This window comes from Pseudoalteromonas sp. SR41-1 (assembly GCF_014164015.1).
In the GTDB taxonomy this organism is placed as follows: domain Bacteria; phylum Pseudomonadota; class Gammaproteobacteria; order Enterobacterales; family Alteromonadaceae; genus Pseudoalteromonas; species Pseudoalteromonas distincta.
In genome coordinates this window covers 177,081-199,973 of record NZ_JACJEK010000007.1, presented here as the reverse complement: position 1 = coordinate 199,973, position 22,893 = coordinate 177,081, and the positions used below count along the sequence as shown (strand labels likewise).

The window sequence follows — 22,893 nt, the reverse complement described above, 5'->3', positions numbered from 1 at the left end:
TCCTAGCCATTATGCTTTTTAAGCAGCTCAATTAATTCATCTTCCGTGAGTATGTCGATACCTAAATCTTGCGCTTTAGTTAGTTTTGAACCTGCTTTTTCACCTGCGACTAACGCATCAGTTTTCGCTGATACGCTACCAGATACTTTAGCACCTAATTGCTGCAAGCGAGCTTTAGCATCATTGCGGTTAAGTGTATTAAGCGTGCCGGTAAGTACATATGTAAGTCCTGCGAGTGGTTGCTCTTGCTCAGAAGGCGCACTCAACGCTGGCCAGTTTACGCCTTGCTCTATAAGCGCATTAACAACTGCTAAATTATGCTCTTCATCAAAAAAGCCACGAACATGCGTTGCAACTATTTCGCCTACATCACTTACCTGCGTTAAACTATCAATGCTGGCATTTATTATATTTTCAAGGGTAAGGAAGTGATTAGCTAAATTTTGTGCTGTTGCCTCACCTGCTTCGCGAATACCTAATGAATATAAAAACTTAGCAAGCGTAGTGCCTTTCGCCTCTTCAAGGGCTGTTACTAAATTTTTCGCTGACTTAGGTCCCATTCGTTCAAGTGACTCAAAATGTCCTTGTTTTAAAACAAACAAATCAGCGGGTGTTTTTATAAGCTCTCTGTCTACCAGCTGATCAACAATTTTATCGCCAAGGCCGTCTATATCCAGCGCTTTGCGTGACGCAAAGTGTTTAATTGCTTGTTTGCGTTGTGCAGGACATACAAGCCCACCCGTACAACGAGCGACAGCTTCGCCTTCAACCTTTTCAACATGAGAGTCACATATAGGACAAGTTACTGGAAATTCGATATCTCTGGCATCATCAGGGCGGCGCTCAAGTACAACTTGCGTTATTTGTGGGATTACATCTCCAGCACGGCGAATAATAACTGTATCACCTACTTTTACACCCAAGCGTGCAATTTCATCACCATTATGTAGTGTTGCATTTGATACGGTAACACCACCAACAAAAACAGGCTCTAGGCGTGCAACTGGGGTAATAGCGCCAGTACGGCCCACCTGGAATTCGACATCCAGCAGTTGGGTTATTTCTTCTTGCGCGGGAAATTTATACGCTATAGCCCAGCGGGGAGCTCGTGCCACAAAGCCTAGACGCTCTTGTAAGGCCTTTTGGTTTATTTTTATTACTACGCCATCAATTTCATATTTGAGCTCACCACGGCGTGTTAAAATATCGCTGTAGTACTCAAGCGCGGCTTTAGGACCTTCAACTAATTTTGTTTCTGGGCACAGTGGCAACCCCCAATCAGTTAACTTTTCTAATTGCTGATAGTGATCCTCAGGAATACTGCCATCAGCTACAAGCCCGGTACTATAGGCATAAAACATGAGTGGGCGTTTAGCTGTAATTTTAGAGTCGAGTTGACGCAAACTCCCCGCGGCTGCATTACGCGGGTTAACAAATACTTTTTCACCGCGTTTTTGCGCTTCAGTATTTAATTTATCAAAGCCAGCGCTGTTCATAAATACTTCGCCGCGCACTTCAAGCTCTTTTGGGTAATCACCACGTAACTTAAGCGGTACATTACGAATGGTTTTAACATTTTGAGTAATGTTTTCACCGGTAAAGCCATCACCCCGCGTAGCCGCTTGTACAAGCACACCATCACGATAAATAATTGATACGGCTAATCCATCAAGTTTTGGCTCACAACAAAAAGTAAGCTCATCAGTACTCATTAAGCGCTCTTTTATACGACGATTAAACGCAGTGAATTCTTCTTCACTAAACGCGTTATCAAGCGATAACATGGGTACTTGGTGCGCTACTTGCTCAAATTTACTCAGTGCGGCACCGCCTACTTTTTGTGTCGGAGAGTCGGCGGTTAAAAATTCAGGGTGCTGCATCTCTAGTGCGCTTAATTCGCGTAATAACCTATCGTATTCAGAATCAGGAATACTGGGGGTGTCGAGCACATAATAGTTATAGTTGTGTTGCTCTAATGTAGTACGAAGATGATTAATTTGCTCACTAATGCTGCTAGACATTTAAACCTCAATAAACATAAAAAAAGCCACTTTGACGATTCACCGTCCAGTGGCTTATAAAAATATAATGTATGCGTTATTTACTCTGAAAAAGAACGAACCTGTTCAACATATTGCCTGATGCGCTCTACTGTCATTTCATTTCGCTCAGCATCTAAAATTTGTGCACCAAATTCATCCGCTAACTTTTTAGCTGCGCTGTGCAACATATTAAATGCCGCTAGACCATCGCCGTCGCACGGTAACGTCATAAATAAGCTTACCCCAGCGGTACTAAACTGTTCCATATTATCAATATCAAACGTACCTGGGTTATACATATTTACTAATCTAAATAAAACAGGGCCTTGGCCAGCCGGATCTAAGTGGCGATTAAAAAAACCTTCCTCAGAATATTTAAAACCTAAAGTATTAACTGCTGGTAATAATTTACTGCCCTGCATACTAAGCTCTTCTGGCATTTGAATATGCACAATAACAAAGTCAGACATTTGAGTAGGCGCTTCTTCAGCACTTTGATCTTTTGTTTCAAGATCATCAACTATCTCTAGGTCGTCTTCAATTGGTGTTTCTGGCACGCTTGTATCAATTTGCGGCTCATTTGCATCAAAGTTAAGCTCGCCAAATTGTGGCTCATCACGTTCGTCTTGCATTGGCTCTTTTGGCTCAGCCTCAGTACGAAACGGTTTAGATGAAGCTGGTGCGCTTTGTTGTAATGGCTCAACCCGTTTATTATCCGATACTTCTGGGCGGTCTTTTTTTCTGACTGACCACAATCCATGTATTAATAAACCACCAATGACAATTACACTGATAACGATTAAAACCCATCTTAATTGTTCGGCCATCCCCTCACCTTTTATTATTTGATATGCCTAAAACCTGTATATTAATGAAAAACTAATACACTTGTTATAAAAATTTATGCGTGTGCAAGTTGCACAGCTTGCTCTATATCTACAGCAACCATACGCGATACGCCAGGTTCTGCCATAGTAACACCTGTTAATCTACCTGCCATTTCCATCGCAATTTTATTATGACTAATATAAATAAACTGCACTGATTGTGACATTTCTTCAACCAAACGGCAAAAACGCACAACGTTGGCATCATCTAGTGGTGCATCTACTTCGTCCAGCATACAGAAAGGAGCTGGATTGAGCCTGAATATAGAAAACACTAATGATAATGCGGTCAGCGCTTTTTCTCCACCACTTAACAAATGAATTGTTGAATTTTTCTTACCCGGTGGTCGTGCCATTATACTAACACCACTTTCGAGTAAATCGTCACTGGTTAATTCTAAATACGCGCTCCCACCACCAAAAACTTTAGGAAATAGCTCAGCAAAGTCTTCGTTAACTTGATCGAACGTCGCTTTAAAGCGTGTTTTGGTCTCACTATCAATTTTACGAATTGCACCTTCAAGGGTACTTAACGCTTTTGTTAAATCATCTAATTGATTATCAAGATAATCACTACGTGCCTTGGCTAAATCAAACTCTTCTATTGCCGCTAAGTTTACTGCACCTAATTTATCTAACTGATTAGTAAATCCGGTTAACTGATTTTGTGCTGCACTTAAATTTAATGAATCTGGTAATTCATCAAGTATTGCTTTTAAGCTTTGTTTTAATTCTTCTAATGGTTCAAGCGCAACTTGCGCTTTTATTACTAAGCTTTGTTCTTCAATTGTTAGCTTTTGGTGCTGCTCTTGCAAGCCCACCAGCTCACCTTGTGAATTTTTAAGGCTTATTTGCTTAGTGTTTAAGCTCTCTTTCGCCTGAGCTAATTCTTTTTGTAGCAATACTAATGCCTGCTCACCTTTTTGATGCTGTGCTAAGAGCTGCGTAATTTTATCGCTAAGTTCTTGCCCTGGTATCAGCAGCTCTTCTATTTCATTTAGTAGTTCTTGCGCACCTTCTGATGCACTAACGTGCTCTTGCTCCGCATGGCTCAATTTGGTTTGGCTTAACTGCCATTCACTGCGTGCCTTTTGCTCTGAGAGCGTTGCCTTATGTGCTTGTGTTTTATATTGCTCAAGCATGCTTAATGCTTCGCTATAACTTTTATTACTTTGTGAGCGCAAGCTATTTGCAGCGTCTATTTCATCCGCTAAGTTAAGTTGCTGCTCATTTAACACTTCAAATTGCGCTACTTGCTCATCAAGCACGGTATTTAATTGTAAAAGCGCAGTGGTGAATTGCTGTTTTTGTTGCTGTAGCTTTTCTAGTTGTAACTTAAATTGTGCTACTTGCTGTTTGAGCATATCGCTGCGCGTACTGGCTACCGCTATATTTTGCGCAAGCTCATGTATGGCTTCTTTTAGCTCGCTTTGCTCGTTAACTAACTTTATTTGCTCAGCTGTATGTACGTCACGCGTGTGTGTTACTTGTTGTAGCTCGTCCTCGGTATTATTTAATTGCTGCGCTTTATCTTGCAATTGCTTATGCTTTAACAGTAATGAGTTTTCTGCATTACATTCGGCACTTACATGCCAGTTACGACCATATAAAGCACCGTTTTTATCCATAATGGCTGTATAAAAACTATCTTTTAGTATTTCTAAATCACCGCTTTCACTATAAGCAATACGTGCTAAATGCTCTGGATAAACACCGCTTGTTATATATGTAGCTAAGCTATTTGTTGGCATGCTTTTATCACTATTTGGCCACACACTGTTATCAGCTTGCTGCTCACTTACATTTAAATGCTCTAAAGATTTAAGTGCTTGCTCTATTAGAAGCTCAAAGCCTTCTTTAACACCTAGCTGATTAAACAAACCATTAGTACGTTCACTTTTCTCATCAAGCCCTAATGTACTTTTAAGCCCCGTTATACTGGCTTTTAACTCGTTTATTGTTTGAGTGAGCGTCGAATATTGTTTTTGTGAGTTATTAACAAGCTCATTTTGCACTTCAAGCTTAGCAGTGCACTTCGTATGTGCTGTTTGTTTAGCGGCAAGTTCTTGAGTTAAGGTTTGTGTTTGCTGTGTTTGCTGTATTAACTGCTGCTCTACATCACTACTTTGTAGCTCACTAAGCTGAACAGTTAACTGATCAATTTGCTCGTTAACGTGGCTTATTTGCTGCTGAGTTTGTTTAATGTGACTACTATGTAGTTGCACGTTATTATTAAGCTGTTGCTGTTGCTCACACAAAGCTTGCCAATGAGTATGGTGGCGCTGCTTAAGTGCTAATAATTCCTCAAGTTCATGCGTTAACCCACTAACTTGCTCTTCACATATTAAGGCGTTTTCATTTGCCTCTTGCAGGGCTTCATTAAGTTGCTCGCACACAATTTGCTGCTGCGATTTTACCTCAGCACTTTGAATTTGGCGTTGCTGTAATTTAATTAAACTTTGTTTAAGCGTTTGGGTTTGCTGCTTTACATTGATTTGTTGTTGCTCAGCGCGAGTAAGCTCGGTGTGTATTACATGTTGCTGATGCTGTGCATCGCTTAGTTTATCTTGCTGGGCTTGTACTTGCCCCTCTAGGCTTGCAAGTACATCGTCATGCCCTGAGTTAGCGGTTTTAAAAAACAAAATTTGATCATTAAGTTTTTTAATTTGGGCACTTTTTTCAAGTTGCTGCTGATGTAACTTTTGCCATTTTAAAACGGCAATTTGGCCTTTTAGCGTACGTTCTTGTGCTTTTAATTCGCGGTATTTTTTTGCATCAACCGACTGCACAGCCAATTTATCGAGCTGGCTTTGTAATTCTTTACGCACATCTAACAAACGTTCAAGATTTTCGCGAGTGCTCTTTATACGAGTTTGAGTTTCGCGGCGGCGCTCTTTGTATTTAGAAACGCCAGCGGCTTCTTCTAAAAATACGCGCAGCTCTTGTGGTTTACTTTCTATTAAGCGCGAGATCATCCCTTGCTCAATAATTGCGTAACTACGTGGACCAAGACCGGTGCCTAAAAATATATCGGTAATATCACGCTTACGGCATTTACTGCCATTTAAAAAATACAGTGACTGTCCGTCGCGCGTTACTAAACGCTTAATAGCAATTTGGTTTCGATCGGCAAATGTGTTTGAAGGACTTCCTTTATCGTTATCAAAAACAAGCTCTACAGAGGCTTGTGATATGGCTTTTCGATTAGTTGAGCCATTAAAAATAACGTCGGTCATGGCGTCGCCACGCAGGTTTTTAGCAGAGCTTTCACCTAGCACCCATCGTACTGCATCAATAACGTTAGATTTGCCACAGCCATTGGGGCCAACAACACACGTCATTTGATCAGGAAATGGAATTTTAGTGGGCTCTACAAACGATTTAAAGCCCGCTAATTTAATAGTGCTTAAGCGCATCTTATTGTTATTACCGATTATTATTGTTATTGATTACAAACAATTTAACTCATTAACAGTTAAATTGTTAAGCTTGTCGTTTAAAATTATCTAAAATAATACCGGTCGCCATTGCAACATTAAGCGATTCTGCACCACCAAAAGCGGGGATGGTGATTTTATTAGTTACTAACTTTGCACATGTCTCGCGTATTCCATGCGACTCACTGCCCATTAGTAAAACGCCTGAGCCCGTAAATTGGGTTTTATGCACGCTTTGCCCATCTAAAAAAGCACCGTAAACAGGTAAATTTAAAGACTGTAGGTAATCAGGTAAATCTACTTGGCTTACCGATACCCTTACAAATGAGCCCATCGTGGCGCTAATTGTTTTTGGGTTGTAAGCGTCTGCGCTGTCGGTGCTAGTTACTATATGTTTAATACCGTACCAGTCTGCCACTCTTATTATTGTGCCTAAATTACCAGGGTCTGATACGCCATCAAGTGCGAGTATTAAGCCACTTGCTTGTGGTAAAGCTGCCTTTGGCATATCAACAATAGCAATGGCTGCATTATTGCTAACTAGCGTGCTGGCTTTGGTGAGGACTTCTTCATCAGCTTCAATAAAATTAGCGTGCTGATACTTACCTTGGTACGCATTTATAAATTCGTTTGTAGCAAAAATATTAACCACATTTAATGGGCTGTTTAATAACTCAAGTACGTTTTTCTCACCCTGTACAAGGTATTGATTATATTGCTTTCGGTACTTTTTTTGGCCAAGTTGGCGAATAAGTTTGAGTTGGTTTTTTGAAATCATAACAGCCCCATAAAATTATCCAGCAAGTATAACAGATTTCGCTATAACATCTGAACTCGAAAAGCAGCGAATGGGGCTAATTTATCTTACTCGCACTTCTTTCAAAGGTCAGATTAATGCGAATAAACATGCCTTTTATTGCTTCTAATTGATTTGAATCGTCAACCGTCTGAGCCAATTCCTCATAAAGATTATCTGACGCTTGCTTAAACTTATTATTAAATTTGCCCTTGGTTGCCAACATAAATGCATCGGCTAATGTACGCTGCCACTCATTTAAATACTTTAGCTTTGTATTACCAGCCAAATTTTCACAAATTGAGTTTAAACGTACCGACGCATGCCCTAAATTTAGAGCGGTTAGTGCAAGATCTGTAATAACGCGTGAGTGTGAACCTTGATCGTAATTAGTTAAGCGTATTAACCTATCTGCCATGCGGCGGTTATACCAAATACTTGGGGTTGGATGGTTATTTATTTCGAGTAAATCTTTATAAGTAGCCTTAAAAACACGATGAACAAGTAATTGTACACTCGGGCCTGTGAATAACTGAAAAATCCAAAATAAAATACTCACCCCCGCAAAAATTGCCATTGCAGAGCTAAGTGTGTAATCGATTGAAAACGCAAGGCTCATATCGGTACTGGGTCTTACCAAAATCGTAAATGGGATACAAAACCCCAAGCCATATGGCAATGTTTGTTGATCAGCTAGCAGCAATAAACCCAAAAAATAAGGCCCTGCTAATACAAGTAGCAATATTTCTAATTGCCCACCACTTTGTGATAATAAATTGAGTGCGTAAAAAATAGTTACAATAGCAGCAACCACCACGCCTACCAATAAACGCTTTATTACCACCTGTAAAATAGCTAACGGTATTCTCGCCAACATTATCGAAAATATGACCGGTAAAATCATAATTAATAATGCAGCAGAAGAACCTGTATTAATCCAAATAAATGCGCCGATAGAAAATACCAAAGCAGTTCTAAATCCAACAATAATGCCAGCTAATGGGTCGCGATATGTAAGCATACTGGGTGCATTTAATAATGTTTTATCACGCTCTTCTAACGCTCTGTATGCGCGTAGTAAAATTGTTAAGTCGGCTGCTACTTCTAAGCTCACATTGAGCATGTGAGATTCAAATGGCGAATCACACACCGTATTTGCTCTATAGTCGGTTAGCTCTTTACGCAGCGTTTTAACTTGTTCGGCGCAGTAATCAAAATCGTCAGACTCCTTAATTTGCGCAAATACGTGCTTAAGTTTACTTATTAATTTATCTAAAGTAGGTGTAATAAGGTCTTCGTGGTTTCGCTGTAGACGGCCAATTATTTGAATTAAGGCCAATAAAGAAAGTACTTTTTGCGACAACTGATTTGCAGCACGCGAGCGCCCTGGACCTTTTGGTCCTTCGTACCTTACTGCGCTGGAATCTTCGTTTATTGATCCCAATGTTGCCATAATGCCATCTATTTGCTGATGACGGTTTTCGTGCGAGCCCTTAGAATCAAGCTCAATAACTAAATAATGTAACGTTTGATTTATAACCGACCGCGCTTGTGTTTGCAGTAAATGTTTAACCTTTACAGGCCAAAATAGATGACTCACAAGCCCAGCACATACAGAGCCTATTATTATTTCGCTTACTCGCGCTTGTGCAATATCAAATATACTTTGGCTGCTCACCATTGCCGGAGTAACCATGACTAAAAGTACAATAATGGCGGCTGTTACACCGGCCATAGCAAACGCATACACAAAGTTTGCTTGGCGTACCATTGCCGATAACGCAGAGTTCACCCCCAACCATAATGCCAGTGCACCGAGCGCTAAATAAGGGTAGAGAATTAACTGAGTTAAAAGCAATATGCCAAATAAACCGCCCACTATGGTGCCTATTATTTGGCAAATTGCTTTTTCAATAACCAATCCGCTTTGCGGGCGTAATTGCAAAAATATAGCCGAGACTAACGCCCAATAAGGCCTTTCAAGATTAAGCGACATAGCAATAGTGAGCGCCATCACCATGGCTATAACGCCCTTAGTCGCAAAAATAATTGCCTGTTTTTTAGGAAAAAACAAATTTTGTAATACAACGCCCACTGTATTCCCCTTAACGTGTAGCGAGATGTATAGTGGCGGTCATTCCTGCGCTAAGCTGTGTATTTTCGGGCAATGAATCTAACTTAATATCAACAGGTATACGCTGTGATAAACGTACCCAATTAAATGTTTGTTGCACTTGCGGTAAAAGCTGACCGTTACTTTGTGTATTCGTATTTGCAATGGCTTTACCTACACTCATTACGTGCCCTGTTAATTGCTTACCACCGCTTAGAAGCGCTATTTTAGCTTTTTGATCAGGATAAATAAGCGGTATTTTACTCTCTTCAAAGTAACCCGTTACGTAAAATGAATCTGACTGAACAATAGCAAAAACAGGTGTGCCTTGAGCTACATAGTTACCTTGGCGTAAATTTAAATTAATTATTTGCCCTGATGCAGGCGCAACAATTTTAGTTCTATCAACATTTAACTGCGCAATTGTTTGCTCTGTTTTAGCTAGGTTATAATTTGCCTCAGCAATTTTAGTATTGATACGCGTTGATTCTAAAGTTTCTTCACTTATTGCCTGTTGAGTGTTTAGCTCAACACGTCTTTCGTATTTATGTTTAGCAAGTTCCCATGTATACAATGCGTTTTCTGTGTTTGCTTTACTTTTATCAAGCGCTGCTTGATAACGCTTTTTATCAACATTAAAAAGTACTTCGCCTTTTTGTACGTTTTGACCATCTTTAATATTTAAAGCAGTTACCCAACCCGACACGTCTGGAGCAACCGTGACAATATCGGCTCGAATACGCCCATCACGCGTCCAAGGAGTATGCATGTAGTCAGTCCATACCCAACGCCCAGCAAAAACCGCAGCTATAACAATCAAGATAGTAAAAGTAATACGCAGATATTTAATCATTCAATTTATCTTCCACTTAGTAATACCAACCCGCAATAATACTTGAGTAATTTGAGGGCTTAAACCTGACGCTAACTGTGTTAAAAATTTCTGATATAGAACAACTAAATAACGAAATTTTTGCCTTGTTATCGACACGGTTTTCTTGCCTCAAAATAGCTCAATTAATTAAACAGATTGGTATAAATAGACGGCGAGTGCCAAGTAACAAACAAATAGTGACACCTCAAACCAAGCCACTTTCCAAATACGGTCATGCCAATCTAGTCGATGCAAAGCAAAACGAGTCAACGCCGTTAAAATAAATGCTATTGGGAAGTAAACAATCAGCGGGCTAAACTCTAACCCCCCTAACACGACTGCTTGGAACATAATAAATATCCTAATGTTATTTAAAGCGGTGATAAAAGCTGTAAAACCTAAATAAATTTACATCCGCACTACTCTTACAATCTATTATTTTGGCATATAAATCAATTAGCTTAATTGTACGTAGGTGTGCTTAATACATAATTAATGCCATTACATTTAAGCAGCACTAAGTATGTATAGTAGCTAAATCGCATATTAATAAGCTAAAGACCCCAGTTACCAGCCAAATAAATAAACCAGCGAGGTTTATTTATAAAAAAGTATTAGAGTATTTAACTCAATATTTAAAACGCCTATTTATAGCTGTTTGCAGAAGGGTTGGATAATTATAAACATTGAATTTTGCACTAAAAATGGGTAAATTAACAAAAAAACAACATGGATATAATTTAATGGAATCAATACACCCTACCCCATCTGAAACAACCCCACCAATAAATGAACCTGCTGAACCAATTTTTAGCGGAAAAGTGCAATTTAGTGGTAAAGGTGGTGAGTTTTTTGGAATTTGGATTGTAAATATATTACTTAGCGTTATTACGCTTGGCATATATTCGGCGTGGGCTAAAGTACGTACGCATCGCTATTTTTACGGCCACACCCGTATAGATGGCCATAGTTTTGACTACCTAGCAACACCAATACAAATTTTAAAAGGTCGGATTTTAGCGGTTGTTGTATTTTTTATTTATACATTTTCTATTAGCTTTATGCCTATTTTAGGCCTATTTATTGCTCTTGGTTTTATCTTTTTAATGCCATGGATTATTAACCAAGGTTTACGTTTTAATCTGCGTATGACCCGCCATCGTAATGTTCGCTTTGCTTTTAAAGGCAGTTATGGCGAAGCCTTTGTTAACTTTATACTTTTACCTATTGCAAGCATATTTACGCTTTATTTATTAATGCCTTACGTTATAAAACGTATTGATAGTTATATCCATAGCAATATTAGTTATGGCGATAAACCACTTACTGTAAATCTTAAAGGCGAAACCTATTACCTAACAGCGCTTATTTGCTTTGTAGTGAGCTCTATCACCATGGTGGTATTTATGGGGATTTTAGGATTATTTGGCCTCAACTTAGTAGATATTGAAAACCAACAAAATTTAGAAAACTCTGCAGCGATGGTTATGCTTCCTATCTTTATGATGATTGCCTATGTGCTAATGATTGCCATTGTTTCTGCTGTATGGCACGCCGCTATTAGAAATCACATTTTTGATAACAGCCATTTTGAAGGCGTTGCTACATTTAAATCAGAGCTAAAACCAATTCCTTTCGCTGTTTTACTATTAACTAATATGTTGGCTATTGTATTTTCTTTAGGGCTTGCATACCCATGGACAAAAGTACGTACATCAAAAATGCTCGCTGATGTAACTAACGTCACTATTTATCCTGGTGCATTAAACCTAATCGATACCGCGCAAGAACAGCAATCATCATTTGCTGAAGAAGCTGCAAACGTATTTGATATTGACCTTTCTTTAACTTAAGAGCTCACCATGCATGTAAAGGGACATTTTTTCCCCATCGCATCGAGTAACTATCAAGTGTGTGTTGCAACTATTAGCGACACACACATTGAGGTTATCAACGATGAACACGTTATCGCTCGCCACGCAATCTCAAGTCTTAAATTAAGTTCGGGGATGGCAGGACTTGCCGACGAACTAAACTTTGAAGATGGCAGTCGTTTTATTCCTCAAGATGTAAGTTACAGATGGCCATTTAAAGAAAATAACCATCACATAATGGAGCGCCTTGAAAAAAGTAAATGGGCAATTTTAGCCGCAGTCATATTTACACCACTTTTTATGTGGTTAGTACTTTATAAAGCGGTACCTGCCATTGCTGTTTACAGTGTTGATACCCTGCCACGTAATGTAGTGGAACAAATGGGGGAGCAAAGCTTTACACTTATTAAAAAGATTGCGCTTGACCCAAGTGAGCTGCCCGCAGAGCAGCAAACTAAAGTACAAGCACATTTTACAAGTATGCTTAATGCGTTATCGCTTGACCAATCGGTTTATAGGTTATCGTTTTATAAATCAGACAGCTTTGGTGCTAACGCGTTTGCACTACCCCATGGCCGTATCGTGGTAACCGATGATTTAGCAAATTTACTTGCCGATAAACCCAATGCACTAAAAGCGGTATTGCTACACGAAATGGGCCATGTAGTCCACCAGCATAGCGTACGTATTACAGCACAATCTGCCGCAAGTACGATTGTACTAGCAGTTGTATTTGGTGATTTAGAGGGAGTTGCAGAGGTTGCATTAGGTACGGGTGCATCGTTTGCTCAGCAAGGGTTTTCACGAGATATGGAACGCGAGGCAGATAGCTTTGCACTCACCCAATTAGAATCGCTTGGGTATTCGAGTAATGACTTTGCTGATGCAATAGAAGCGCTGCAAGAAAGCCATACCAGCGAAAACGAACACCTCGAAAAAGTAAATGACTTATTAGAGTACTTATCTAGCCACCCAAGTGCACAAGAGCGTATTGACAATGCTAGGAAATAATCGCGGTTATATCCAACTTGCTCGCTACATAGTGAGTTTAAGTTGGATATATCACGGCTTTTTCCCAAAGCTTTATCACGTAGCACCACTTGAAAAATTAATGACTGGCAGTGCTGGTTTTTCAGCCGAAGTGTCTGATTTAATTACACGTTCGGCGGGTGTTGGCGAAATTATATTTGGCTTGTGTTTATTTGTGTTTTATAAACATAAGCATTTGGTAGCTTTAAATATATTGGCGCTTATGGGGCTTTTACTTGCTGTAGTTGTAATGCAGCCACAATTGCTTATTGAAGCATTTAACCCTGTAACTACTAACCTGCCGCTTATTGGGCTAAGCGTTATTTGGTTAAAAGAAATTGAGCAGTTGAATAATCGATACCTCTAAATAAAAAAGGGTAAGCAAATGCATACCCTTTTTTGTAGTACAAAATTTATAAAATTAGTACTTATTTTTATGCGTCCACAAATGCAGTAATTCGCTCGCAATGGTTGCTGCAGCAATTGCGGTAAGCTCACTTTGGTCGTACGAAGGTGATACTTCTACCACATCCATACCCACCATGTTTATGCCTTTCAGCGCACGCAGTACTTTAAGTATTTTATCTGACGTTAAACCACCACACACAGGAGTGCCTGTACCAGGCGCAAACGCAGGGTCTAAACAATCTATATCAAACGTTAAGTAAACAGGTAGGTCACCTACTCGCTCAAGTATTTGCGCTGCAATATCATTAGCATGTAAATCGTTGGCTTGCATTGCATCAATCACAGCAAACTCATGTTTACTTTGATCAAAGTCGGTACGAATACCTATTTGTATACTGTGCTCAACATCAATCAGCCCTTCCATTGGTGCATGATAAAACATAGTGCCGTGATCAAATCGCGAGCCATTGCTATAAGTATCGGTGTGCGCATCAAAATGTACCAGCGCCATTTTGCCATGTATTTTTGCATGAGCACGTAATAGCGGAAGCGTTACAAAGTGATCGCCCCCTAAACCTAATAGTGTTTTACCTTGGCGAAGTATTTGATCAGCAGCCATTTCTAGTTGCGCAGTAAAATACTCAGGATCGCCAACAGGGTAAGTAAAGTCCCCTGCGTCTGCCACTTTTAAGCGCTCAAACAACGGGAAAGTCCACGGGTATTTAGTGTCTTCCCATGCTAAATGAACCGATGCACGACGAATTGCATCAGGGCCTAAGCGCGCACCAGGGCGGCCCGAGGTCGCTAAATCAAATGGTAAGCCTAAAACCACTACGTCTGCATCAATTGCATTAATGTTTTGCACCATAGGACGACGTAAAAACGTCATCCCATTTGAGTACAATGAGTGATCTGCGTGACCAAACAAAGTTGACATTGCTTATAACTCTTCTAAATAAGTGTAGCCATCAAGGCCGCTTTGCAACTCGTCTAAAACGCTTTGCTGTTCGTGTTTTTCAATTTTAGTGCTTACTAACTGCTCGTATGATTGCTGAAAACTTTCAACATCTAAATGTACATAGCGCATCATATCGGCAACAGTGTCACCTTGGTTTATCTCGGTAATACTTGCAACGCCTTGCTCATCCATATTAACAATTGCGCTGTGCGTATCACCAAACAAGTTATGCATATCACCTAAAATTTCTTGATAAGCACCCACTAAGAAAAAGCCCATTAAATAAGGTTTATCAGCACTAAACTCTGGCACTGGTAGTGTGCTTTCAATACCTTGTCCATCTACGTAATGCTCAAGTGCGCCATCTGAATCACAGGTTATATCAAGTAATACGGCACGTTTTTTTGGTGCTTCAGTTAAGCCACTTAATGGCAATACCGGAAACACTTGATCAATGCCCCATGCATCTGGAAGGGATTGAAATAACGAGAAGTTTACAAAAAACTTATCGGCTAAACGTACGTTTAACTCGTCAATAATCGGACGATGAAAACGGTTTTTATTATCCATGTGCTTGTTGAGTTCATAACAAATACGAATATTAATTTGCTCAGCCCATGCACGTTGCGATAAGTCTAATAACCCGAGTGCAAATTGGTTATGCGCTTCAGCTAAATCACCTTGGCTGTCGTGATAAATCTCAATTAATGCACGGTCATCCGTTAAATCAGTTAACTGTACAAACGATGCCCACATGTTTTTTAATAACAGGGGTGCATCTGCCGCTGGCGCTACTAACTCTTCTGGCGTGTAACTTTCAGTACCAATAACATTAGAAATAAGCACAGCATGATGCGCCGTAAGCGCACGACCCGACTCAGAAATAATAGTCGGCATTGGTTGCTCATATTGCTTACATGTATCACCAATGGTGTACACAATGTTATTCGCATATTCAGCTAAACTATAATTCATAGAGTTATGCGACTGACTACGCGTGCCGTCGTAATCAACAGCTAAACCACCGCCTACATCAAGACAATCAATTTCTGCGCCTAATTTACGTAGCTCACAGTAAAAACGCGCAGCTTCGCTTACACCTAAACGTACGTCACGAATGTTCGCCATTTGTGACCCTAAGTGAAAATGCACAAGCTGCAATAAATCAAGCTGGTTTGCGCCTTTTAAACGATTAACTACATGTAAAACTTGCGATGCGGATAAACCAAATTTTGATTTTTCGCCACCACTCGCTTGCCACTTACCTTTACCTTGCGACGCTAAACGTACACGAATACCAATGCGTGGTTTTACGTTAAGCTCTTTTGCTTGGCTAAGCACCATGTCTAGCTCAGAAAGCTTTTCAAGTACGATATACACTTTATGACCTAGCTTTTCGCCAATAAGTGCTAAACGTACGTATTCTTTATCTTTGTAGCCATTACATACAATAACAGCGCTGGTTTTTTCAGCTAATGCTAATACTGTGAGTAGTTCTGGCTTGCTGCCTGCCTCTAAACCAAGTTGCTTTTTTTCTACTTGTGCTTGGCTTGCTACTATTTCTTCAACCACTTCACGTTGTTGGTTTACTTTTATCGGGTAAACTAATAGATAGTCTTTAGGGTAACCATAGTTTTCAATCGCAGTATTAAATGCGCCGCATAAGCTGTGTACACGATGGTGTAAAATTTGCGGAAAACGAACTAAAGCAGGTAAGCTTAAACCTTTATCTTGTAGTTGCTTTGCGATATCTGTTAATGCAATGGTTTGCTCTGGTGCATGAGCCTTGGGTGCAACATACACATCACCTTGATCATTAATACCAAAAAAACCTTGGCTCCAATGACGAACATTGTAGCTCGTACGAGCTTGTTCTAGTGATGTTGTCTCTTTCATTTATCTTTCTCTTTTATTTAATTAATGCCGGCTCGGCTAGTGCCGCGCATTAAAAGAAAAATAGAGATTCAAGTCCAACAAGTATTTTTACTCGTAACGAGTGATTTTTGATGTTAAAAAAATAACCAAACAACTATTGCCCGCTAGCATATATAAAACAGGACTTTGATGATTTTAAAGATAAGAAAAGTTATAAAAAATGGCTATTTTTAAATGACTCATTATAAATTTTATTAGTAAAAATGAATTAGCTCGTTCAATAAAATTCATCTTGAGTTACTTTGTTTATAAAATTTACTTTTGATGGATTAGAGCAAGACGTTCTCAACACCTCAATTACTCACAGTTGAGGCTGCGTGTTGTGACCAAGTAATACCTATGTATTCTGCAAAGTGAATAAAAACTGCACGTCAAAAACGCTTAGCATACATCCACCGGCGCATATGTAGCGTTAGGTATTGCCTGTGGTATTGAAAGTGGGAAATTGCAGTAGTGTATAAGCGAATTCGATTAATTGGGTATAAGCTAGCTATGCACTTTTTGGGGCGAACATAATTATTGCCATACCTAGCAGTGCAACTAGACCACCGATAATATCCCACATAGTAAGCTTTACGCCATCTACAACCCATAACCATAATAGCGCAACACAAATATATACGCCGCCATAAGCAGCATACACACGCCCTGCTGCAGTAGGGTGTAAAGATAGCAACCATGCAAATAGTGCCAAACTTAACGCTGCAGGAATTAAAAGTAAAATGCTCTTATCTTGCTTAAGCCAAAGGTAGGGCAAATAGCAACCCACTATTTCTGCTAAGGCTGTAATAGTAAAAAGTGCGATTGTTTTTAATTCAAACATAATGCTCCGCGCAAAAATAACAAGCATAACAATCAATACAAATTGTTATGCTTAGTATTCGTTATGAATCTGCGTTTTTATTCGCTAAGCGCCATAGTGGCAAGTTTCATTGTGCTTTCAAACGACTTGGTACCCGCTATAAATAAACCATTATGGCAAAACACTGCGTCATCAATACCTGTTTCATCTACGAACGCTTGATCAGATAAACCAGACCATGCTTTAGGAAGCGGTTTTCTATCTTCAAACGAGCCAGGCTCAACGGGTACTGTTTGTAATATCCATTGCCCAGAATGCGATGGGTAAACCATGTATAGCGCCTCACTTGATAAAATATGCACTGTTTTTTTCCACGGTGTGTACTTTTCAAGCACGATTACTCTGGCATCGTCTGCATTTTCAATTGCTCTGGCGACAATCTCTTTTGCATTAACACTACCGTGAGCTGAGGCGATAAAACGAATGAGCATACGTGCTGCAAATTCAACGGCTTCATCAAAACAGGTATCAAAGTTACTTTCTTCTTCCCATGTAGGGTTAAACATTGAAATTGTTTGGCTCAAGCTTATCCCTTTTGATACACCTTCAACATGACCACAATCAATGGCGTCAATAGTTGAAACTAAGCCTGAATCCACTCTATCAGCAACGGCCTGGTTATCATCACACAGTGCTAAGCCGTATTTTTTCCACACTAAACCAAATGATGAAAAAGGAATGCCATTTTCTCGCTCGCCTGCACCACCACGTTGATGATGATCAAAGCGATTAGTTTCAGGATCGTATTCCCCACCTACATCTATTACGTAGTCGGCACTTTCTATAAGCGCTTTATCGCGTGTGCGTACCAATTTAAACGTTGGCAAAACATGTTTAAGTACCGCAATACTAAAAACGTCATCTGCATGAAAATTACCATTGTGGGTTACTACTGTTATTTCGCTCATTTGTTTATTGCTACTTTTAGAAAAGATAAAAATTCTCGCTTTGTAAGTTAGTCACTAATTATCGAGGCAGATTTTATACGAAGACAGGTGTTAAAAACAGTGAAGTATTTTTGCATCACTATAAAAGCTGCTTTTATAGTTACTAGTTTGAGTATGACTTTTATTACAAGATAATAATGAAGGCAGATATTTACGACACATTAAGCTTTAACATGTCGCAGCGTTAATGAACTTATTTACTAAGCCCTAATTCCATAAAAACACTTTGTGGATTATCTACATATGAGCCAAAACTGCTACAGCGTTTAAAGCCTAAATTTTCATATAAATTGATTGATTTTATTTGTTTTGGGCCTGTTTCTAAGCGTATTAACGGGATTTGTTTTTCGCCAGCTTGATGCAATAAAATCTGCATAATACGTCTTGATAGCCCTTTACCACGATGACTTGGTTTTACATATAAACGTCTTATTTCGCCGTAAGGCTGGGTATCAAATTTCTCTACAATCGCACCGCAGGCAATAATACCTTCTTCAGTTTTTAAACCAATAGCGTACACATTAGGTAAGGTTAATTCGTTTAACTCCAGAGACTGTGCGGTAGCAACAGGATATAAAGAGTTTATAAGCCGGTCTATATCATCAAATACATTTACCACGTCGGGATCATTCGGGTTCAAATCGACTAACTGCATAAAGCTTCCATTCATTGTTATAAGTTTATTAAGCTTTAAATAATATATTTAAGCGGTCATAGCTTAGCATTGTTTAATTAAAAAATCTTTACTCCTTATTTAGCATATGGCTTAGGACATTTCTCCAGCTAAAAGAGCAAAAGTGGCCTAGCAAGTGTGTAAATTTTGCTAAACTATTACTAATTAATAAATAGTAATGTTCAAGTATTATTGCGCATTAGTATTAGCGCTATGCCATTTTGAATAGCCTTCTTTATCCATCGGCCTTGCAATTAAGTAGCCTTGCATGGCGTCAATATTCATTTTTTTAAGTAAGTCATATTGTTCTGTTGTTTCTACGCCCTCAGCAACTACCTCTAAGTTTAAGCTTTTTCCTAGGCTGATAATTGTTTGCGCAATATTAAAGCCAACCGTGCTATCTAAAATTTTATCAATAAAGCTTTTATCTATTTTTAATTCTTTAACAGGAAACGCGCTTAAGTACGCTAAGCAGGAGTAACCGGTTCCGAAATCATCAATCGAAAATAAAAAGCCAGCGGCAATGAGTTCTTTCATTTGCCTAATTGTATAATCTATATCGCTTGAGAGCATTGACTCAGTTATTTCTAACTTAATTTGCTGTGCCCGAATATCAAATTTATTGATAGTGCTAAACAGCTCTCCTTTTAAATTTGATGAATTAAACTGGCTTTGACTAATATTAATTGAAACACTAAACGAGTCGTCTATTATGTTATCTGCTTTAAGTTCGTTTATTAAAATACATATATCATGTAAAACAATATTTTGTAGTTTTTGAATAAGCCCGTATTGCTCTGCAATTGGTATAAATTCGTTTGCCGCTATTAACCCTTTTTGAGGATGGTTCCACCTAATGAGTGCTTCAGCACCAATAACATCACCATACGTATTTACCTGAGGCTGAAAATAAGCACAAAACTCATCAGATGCAATCGCCCTGACTATATCGGTTTCTAGTTCAGTTTGTTTTTCAAGCAGTGTTTGTAAGGCTGGATCGTAAAAGCTACTGCTATTCCCCCCTTTATTTTTAGAACGATACATAGCCGTGTCTGCAAATTTTAATATATTGCCTGCCTGCGCATTTACGCTATCAATTAGACAAATACCTATGCTGCAGCTTACTTGAAATGCAAGGTTGCCCACTTCAAATTTATCATGAAAAGCTCTTTGAATCTCTTTGGCTACTATTTTGCACTCGATGCTCGCCTGCTGTGTATTTTCTCCAACGTGTTTTAGTAAAATAATAAACTCATCGCCACCCGCTCTGGCCAACGTATCAGAGCCTTTTATTATTGCGCTTAACCTTTTTGATAATTCCACAAGTACTTCATCACCCGCACTGTGCCCAAGTGAATCATTAATACGCTTAAAATTATCTAGGTCTAAAAATAATAACGCCCCTATATTTTTATCACGCTTAACACTCTCCACACACATGCTTAATTTGTCGCTAAGCATTCTTCTATTTGGAAGATTCGTTAATGGGTCGTAAAAAGCAAGCTTATGTACTTCTTGTTCGGCCTTTTTCTTTATTGAAATATCTCTGGCCATCCATACTACGTGCCTTTTTGTAGGACTATTGGGGTGGTAATGATCTAATGCAGCAGCCCTGCCTTCAAAAACTATATTCCCCTTTGGTACAGCTAATTCATATTCAAAAATTTGCGTCTCGTTAGTCGAGAGTGTTTTTTTAATAACGTCCATTATCATTTGTGCATCGTCTTGGGAGAGCAGTTCCTTAACACTTTGACCAATAAGGTCCTTGCTTGAATCAAGCAGTAACTCATTAGAGGTACCATACACATCGGTATAAATTCCCTCTTCACTTAAAATAAGAATGAGATCAGGCATTACCTTAGTGAAGGCTTTAAACTTTTCATTACTTTGCTGTAAATTCGCGAGCAGCTGTTTTGCTTTGTTAAATTCGTTACTTTTTTCAAGAGCGATACTAGAAAAGTGTACAAAAAAATCGATTAACTCTAAGTCTTGCTTTGATGGTGATTTAGGAGTGCTGTGATAGATAGCAAAGGTGCCTAATAAATCGGCTTGAGTTGAAAAAATAGGCGTTGACCAACATGACTTAAGACCAAACTTTAGTGCTAAGTCTTTAAAGTCCTCCCACAGCGGTGAAGTTTCGATATTTTCAACAATAGTGCGCGATTTCGAAAATGCAGTAGTACCACATGAGCCCACTTTTGGCCCTATATAGACTCCATTAAGCAAACTACAGTACTCTGGATGAATATTAGGAGCTGCGCAATGAAAAAGCTGCTGGCCTTTAACTGATAAGATTGAACACCTAGCGGATTCATCATCAATAATCTGCTCGATTGATGAACAAATTTCAGTAAGCACCTCAGTTAAAGGTACCCCTAATGCAATTTTAGATAAAATGCCTTGCTGGTGAGATAATAACTTTTTTAACCTATCCGTACCCATTTTCCTTTACCCGTATTATTTATACACATTGAAACAACAAAAGCTTTAATCAAGCGCTTTTTTCTTACGCAGTAAAGTTCAGTATAGTCATGATTAGTAAGTTTTTTATTTTATTGGCAAAAAATAATCGGGCCTGTCTTAAATAATCATAGTTGCATATTACTGAACACCTATTGTTACTATATAAACAAAACCACAATATTAAAGCTAACACTTTGTTACTTAAAAGTACTGTTCAAAATTTTTAAGCTATTTATACTATAAGTAATGGTAAATATTTTTTGAGGTTACAGTGCAGATCACACAAGGTATGGAATACTTTTTTTCGGGGTTTAAATTAATTAGCCAAAAAGGGCTAAAGCGTTTTGTCCTTATTCCGCTATTGATTAATATTTTGCTGTTTGGTAGCTCGCTGTTTTTTTTAGTTGGCTGGTTAAGTGATAGTTTTAGCTACATAAACAACATGCTCCCCGAGTGGTTAAGCTGGTTAGAGTGGCTAATGTGGCCTATTGCCGTATTAGTTGTTTTGTTTAGCTATAGTATGCTCTTTACAGTTATCACTAATTTTATTGCAGCCCCTTTCAATGCGCTCTTGAGTGAAAAAGTTGAGCTTTACCTAACAGGTCAAAAAATTAACGATGACGGCTTTGCCGAACTAGTTAAAGATATACCTCGCATGCTTGCCCGTGAGTGGACAAAACTATGCTACTACCTTCCTCGCGCAATTGGCTTTTTTATATTGTTATGGGTTTTACCGGTCATTGGTCAAATACTATGGGTGTTATTTACTTGTTGGATGTACGCAGTTCAATACGAAGACTATGCGTTTGATAATCATAAAATTGACTTTAAGCAAATGAAAGACGATTTAAAATCTAAGCAAGGTTTGTCATACGGATTTGGTTTTGCTGTTATGTTGTTAACTGCTATCCCTTTTATAAACTTAATAGTTATGCCAGTCGCAGTGTGCGGTGCAACACGTTTATGGGTAGATAACTATCGTCCAAAATATCGCAGTTAATTAAAAGGTTGCTGACTTTTCAATATTCGAAGGACACCGCATTCTAGATTAAAAAGCACCTAAGGTGCTTTTTTTAATCTATTTTTAAAGCAATAAACTCAAGCGATGCACGCCTTGGTAATGCATCGCTTTGTTTATCTACTTCTTCAAATTTTTTAATCAAAATACTAAAGCGCTGATTATTAATATTAACGGCTGTAACTTCACCAATTTTTATACTGTAGTTTTGCTGCTGATCAAACAGCTTTAGTATTTGACCTTTTACACGCTCTACGTATAAATAAGGTGTTTGGTCTGGCATCTTTAAACGAATGACATTGATTTTACTTAGTTCATGTACCGCGACCCAATTCTGACTCTGCATTAACGTATTATAACGACTAATACCTTCAGGCTGATAAACAACATCTTGGCTTATAACGCATGTATTACAGTCCTTTACTGATTCAATTCGCCAGTCAACAGCTGTATTTTTATAATACAAATTATCATTTTTTAGTAACCACTCACGTGCATTGTTAGTATCGCTACACGCTATTAGTAAGCTAAAAAAACTACTCAAGATAATAAACTTAGTGCTTAGCATTGGCTTCAT

General features: G+C 38.8%; 18 protein-coding genes. 4 read left to right on the top strand and 14 right to left on the bottom strand.

The window, feature by feature from the left end:
- Positions 1–2: 2 nt before the first annotated feature.
- The 7 genes from ligA to H5118_RS08210 form a co-directional block, all read right to left on the bottom strand.
- Entirely contained in the window at positions 3–2,021 is a 2,019-nt protein-coding gene (ligA, locus tag H5118_RS08240; RefSeq protein ID WP_182748458.1) for an NAD-dependent DNA ligase LigA, read from the bottom strand.
- An 80-nt stretch (positions 2,022–2,101) separates the two neighbouring features.
- Positions 2,102–2,869, bottom strand: coding sequence for a cell division protein ZipA (zipA, locus tag H5118_RS08235; RefSeq protein WP_182733428.1), 768 nt, complete (start codon positions 2,867–2,869; stop codon positions 2,102–2,104).
- 74 nt (positions 2,870–2,943) lie between these two features.
- Complete coding sequence (locus H5118_RS08230) at positions 2,944–6,345, bottom strand: chromosome segregation SMC family protein (RefSeq protein ID WP_182748457.1); 3,402 nt, start codon at positions 6,343–6,345, stop codon at positions 2,944–2,946.
- Between the two features lie 67 nt (positions 6,346–6,412).
- On the bottom strand, positions 6,413–7,144 hold the full coding sequence (locus H5118_RS08225) for an RNA methyltransferase (RefSeq protein WP_182724598.1): 732 nt from the start codon (positions 7,142–7,144) through the stop codon (positions 6,413–6,415).
- A gap of 76 nt (positions 7,145–7,220) precedes the next feature.
- Positions 7,221–9,257: an FUSC family protein gene (locus tag H5118_RS08220; RefSeq protein ID WP_002958579.1), complete on the bottom strand. Its 2,037-nt coding sequence runs from the start codon at positions 9,255–9,257 to the stop codon at positions 7,221–7,223.
- A 10-nt stretch (positions 9,258–9,267) separates the two neighbouring features.
- Positions 9,268–10,128, bottom strand: a complete 861-nt coding sequence (locus tag H5118_RS08215) for an HlyD family secretion protein (RefSeq protein WP_024605435.1) — start codon at positions 10,126–10,128, stop codon at positions 9,268–9,270.
- A 168-nt stretch (positions 10,129–10,296) separates the two neighbouring features.
- A complete protein-coding gene (locus H5118_RS08210; RefSeq protein ID WP_024605434.1) occupies positions 10,297–10,500 on the bottom strand; it encodes a DUF1656 domain-containing protein in 204 nt (67 codons plus the stop codon).
- Positions 10,501–10,892: 392 nt separating this feature from the next.
- On the opposite strand from H5118_RS08210, the gene H5118_RS08205 reads away from it, so the two are divergent.
- From H5118_RS08205 to H5118_RS08195, 3 genes are read left to right on the top strand one after another with little or no spacing between them, the layout of a single operon-like run.
- The gene (locus H5118_RS08205) at positions 10,893–12,002 is read left to right on the top strand and encodes a YjgN family protein (protein WP_002958576.1); all 1,110 of its coding nucleotides are present in this window, start codon (positions 10,893–10,895) and stop codon (positions 12,000–12,002) included.
- A gap of 9 nt (positions 12,003–12,011) precedes the next feature.
- A complete protein-coding gene (locus tag H5118_RS08200; protein WP_182748456.1) occupies positions 12,012–13,034 on the top strand; it encodes a M48 family metallopeptidase in 1,023 nt (340 codons plus the stop codon).
- Positions 13,021–13,419: a DoxX-like family protein gene (locus H5118_RS08195; protein WP_182748455.1), complete on the top strand. Its 399-nt coding sequence runs from the start codon at positions 13,021–13,023 to the stop codon at positions 13,417–13,419. The genes H5118_RS08200 and H5118_RS08195 overlap by 14 nt, the downstream gene beginning before the upstream one ends.
- A 54-nt stretch (positions 13,420–13,473) precedes the next feature.
- Here the strand turns inward: H5118_RS08195 and speB are convergent, their stop codons facing one another.
- The 6 genes from speB to H5118_RS08165 all read right to left on the bottom strand — a co-directional run bounded on the left by speB (position 13,474) and on the right by H5118_RS08165 (position 21,277).
- Positions 13,474–14,397 carry an agmatinase gene (gene speB / locus H5118_RS08190; RefSeq protein WP_182748454.1) on the bottom strand — a complete coding sequence of 308 codons (924 nt, stop codon included), beginning with the start codon at positions 14,395–14,397 and terminating at the stop codon, positions 13,474–13,476.
- Positions 14,398–14,400: 3 nt separating this feature from the next.
- A complete protein-coding gene (gene speA / locus H5118_RS08185; RefSeq protein WP_002958572.1) occupies positions 14,401–16,314 on the bottom strand; it encodes a biosynthetic arginine decarboxylase in 1,914 nt (637 codons plus the stop codon).
- Between the two features lie 529 nt (positions 16,315–16,843).
- The gene (locus H5118_RS08180; RefSeq protein WP_007378102.1) at positions 16,844–17,176 is read right to left on the bottom strand and encodes a YnfA family protein; all 333 of its coding nucleotides are present in this window, start codon (positions 17,174–17,176) and stop codon (positions 16,844–16,846) included.
- A gap of 77 nt (positions 17,177–17,253) precedes the next feature.
- On the bottom strand, positions 17,254–18,123 hold the full coding sequence (locus tag H5118_RS08175) for an MYG1 family protein (protein ID WP_154903389.1): 870 nt from the start codon (positions 18,121–18,123) through the stop codon (positions 17,254–17,256).
- 232 nt (positions 18,124–18,355) lie between these two features.
- Entirely contained in the window at positions 18,356–18,817 is a 462-nt protein-coding gene (locus H5118_RS08170) for a GNAT family N-acetyltransferase (protein WP_002958569.1), read from the bottom strand.
- Positions 18,818–19,024: 207 nt separating this feature from the next.
- Entirely contained in the window at positions 19,025–21,277 is a 2,253-nt protein-coding gene (locus H5118_RS08165) for an EAL domain-containing protein (protein WP_182748453.1), read from the bottom strand.
- A 310-nt stretch (positions 21,278–21,587) separates the two neighbouring features.
- Between H5118_RS08165 and cysZ the strand changes: the two genes are divergently transcribed.
- Positions 21,588–22,298, top strand: coding sequence for a sulfate transporter CysZ (gene cysZ / locus H5118_RS08160; RefSeq protein ID WP_182671383.1), 711 nt, complete (start codon positions 21,588–21,590; stop codon positions 22,296–22,298).
- 73 nt (positions 22,299–22,371) lie between these two features.
- On the opposite strand, the gene H5118_RS08155 is transcribed toward cysZ, so the two are convergent.
- Positions 22,372–22,893 carry a hypothetical protein gene (locus tag H5118_RS08155; protein ID WP_024605426.1) on the bottom strand — a complete coding sequence of 174 codons (522 nt, stop codon included), beginning with the start codon at positions 22,891–22,893 and terminating at the stop codon, positions 22,372–22,374.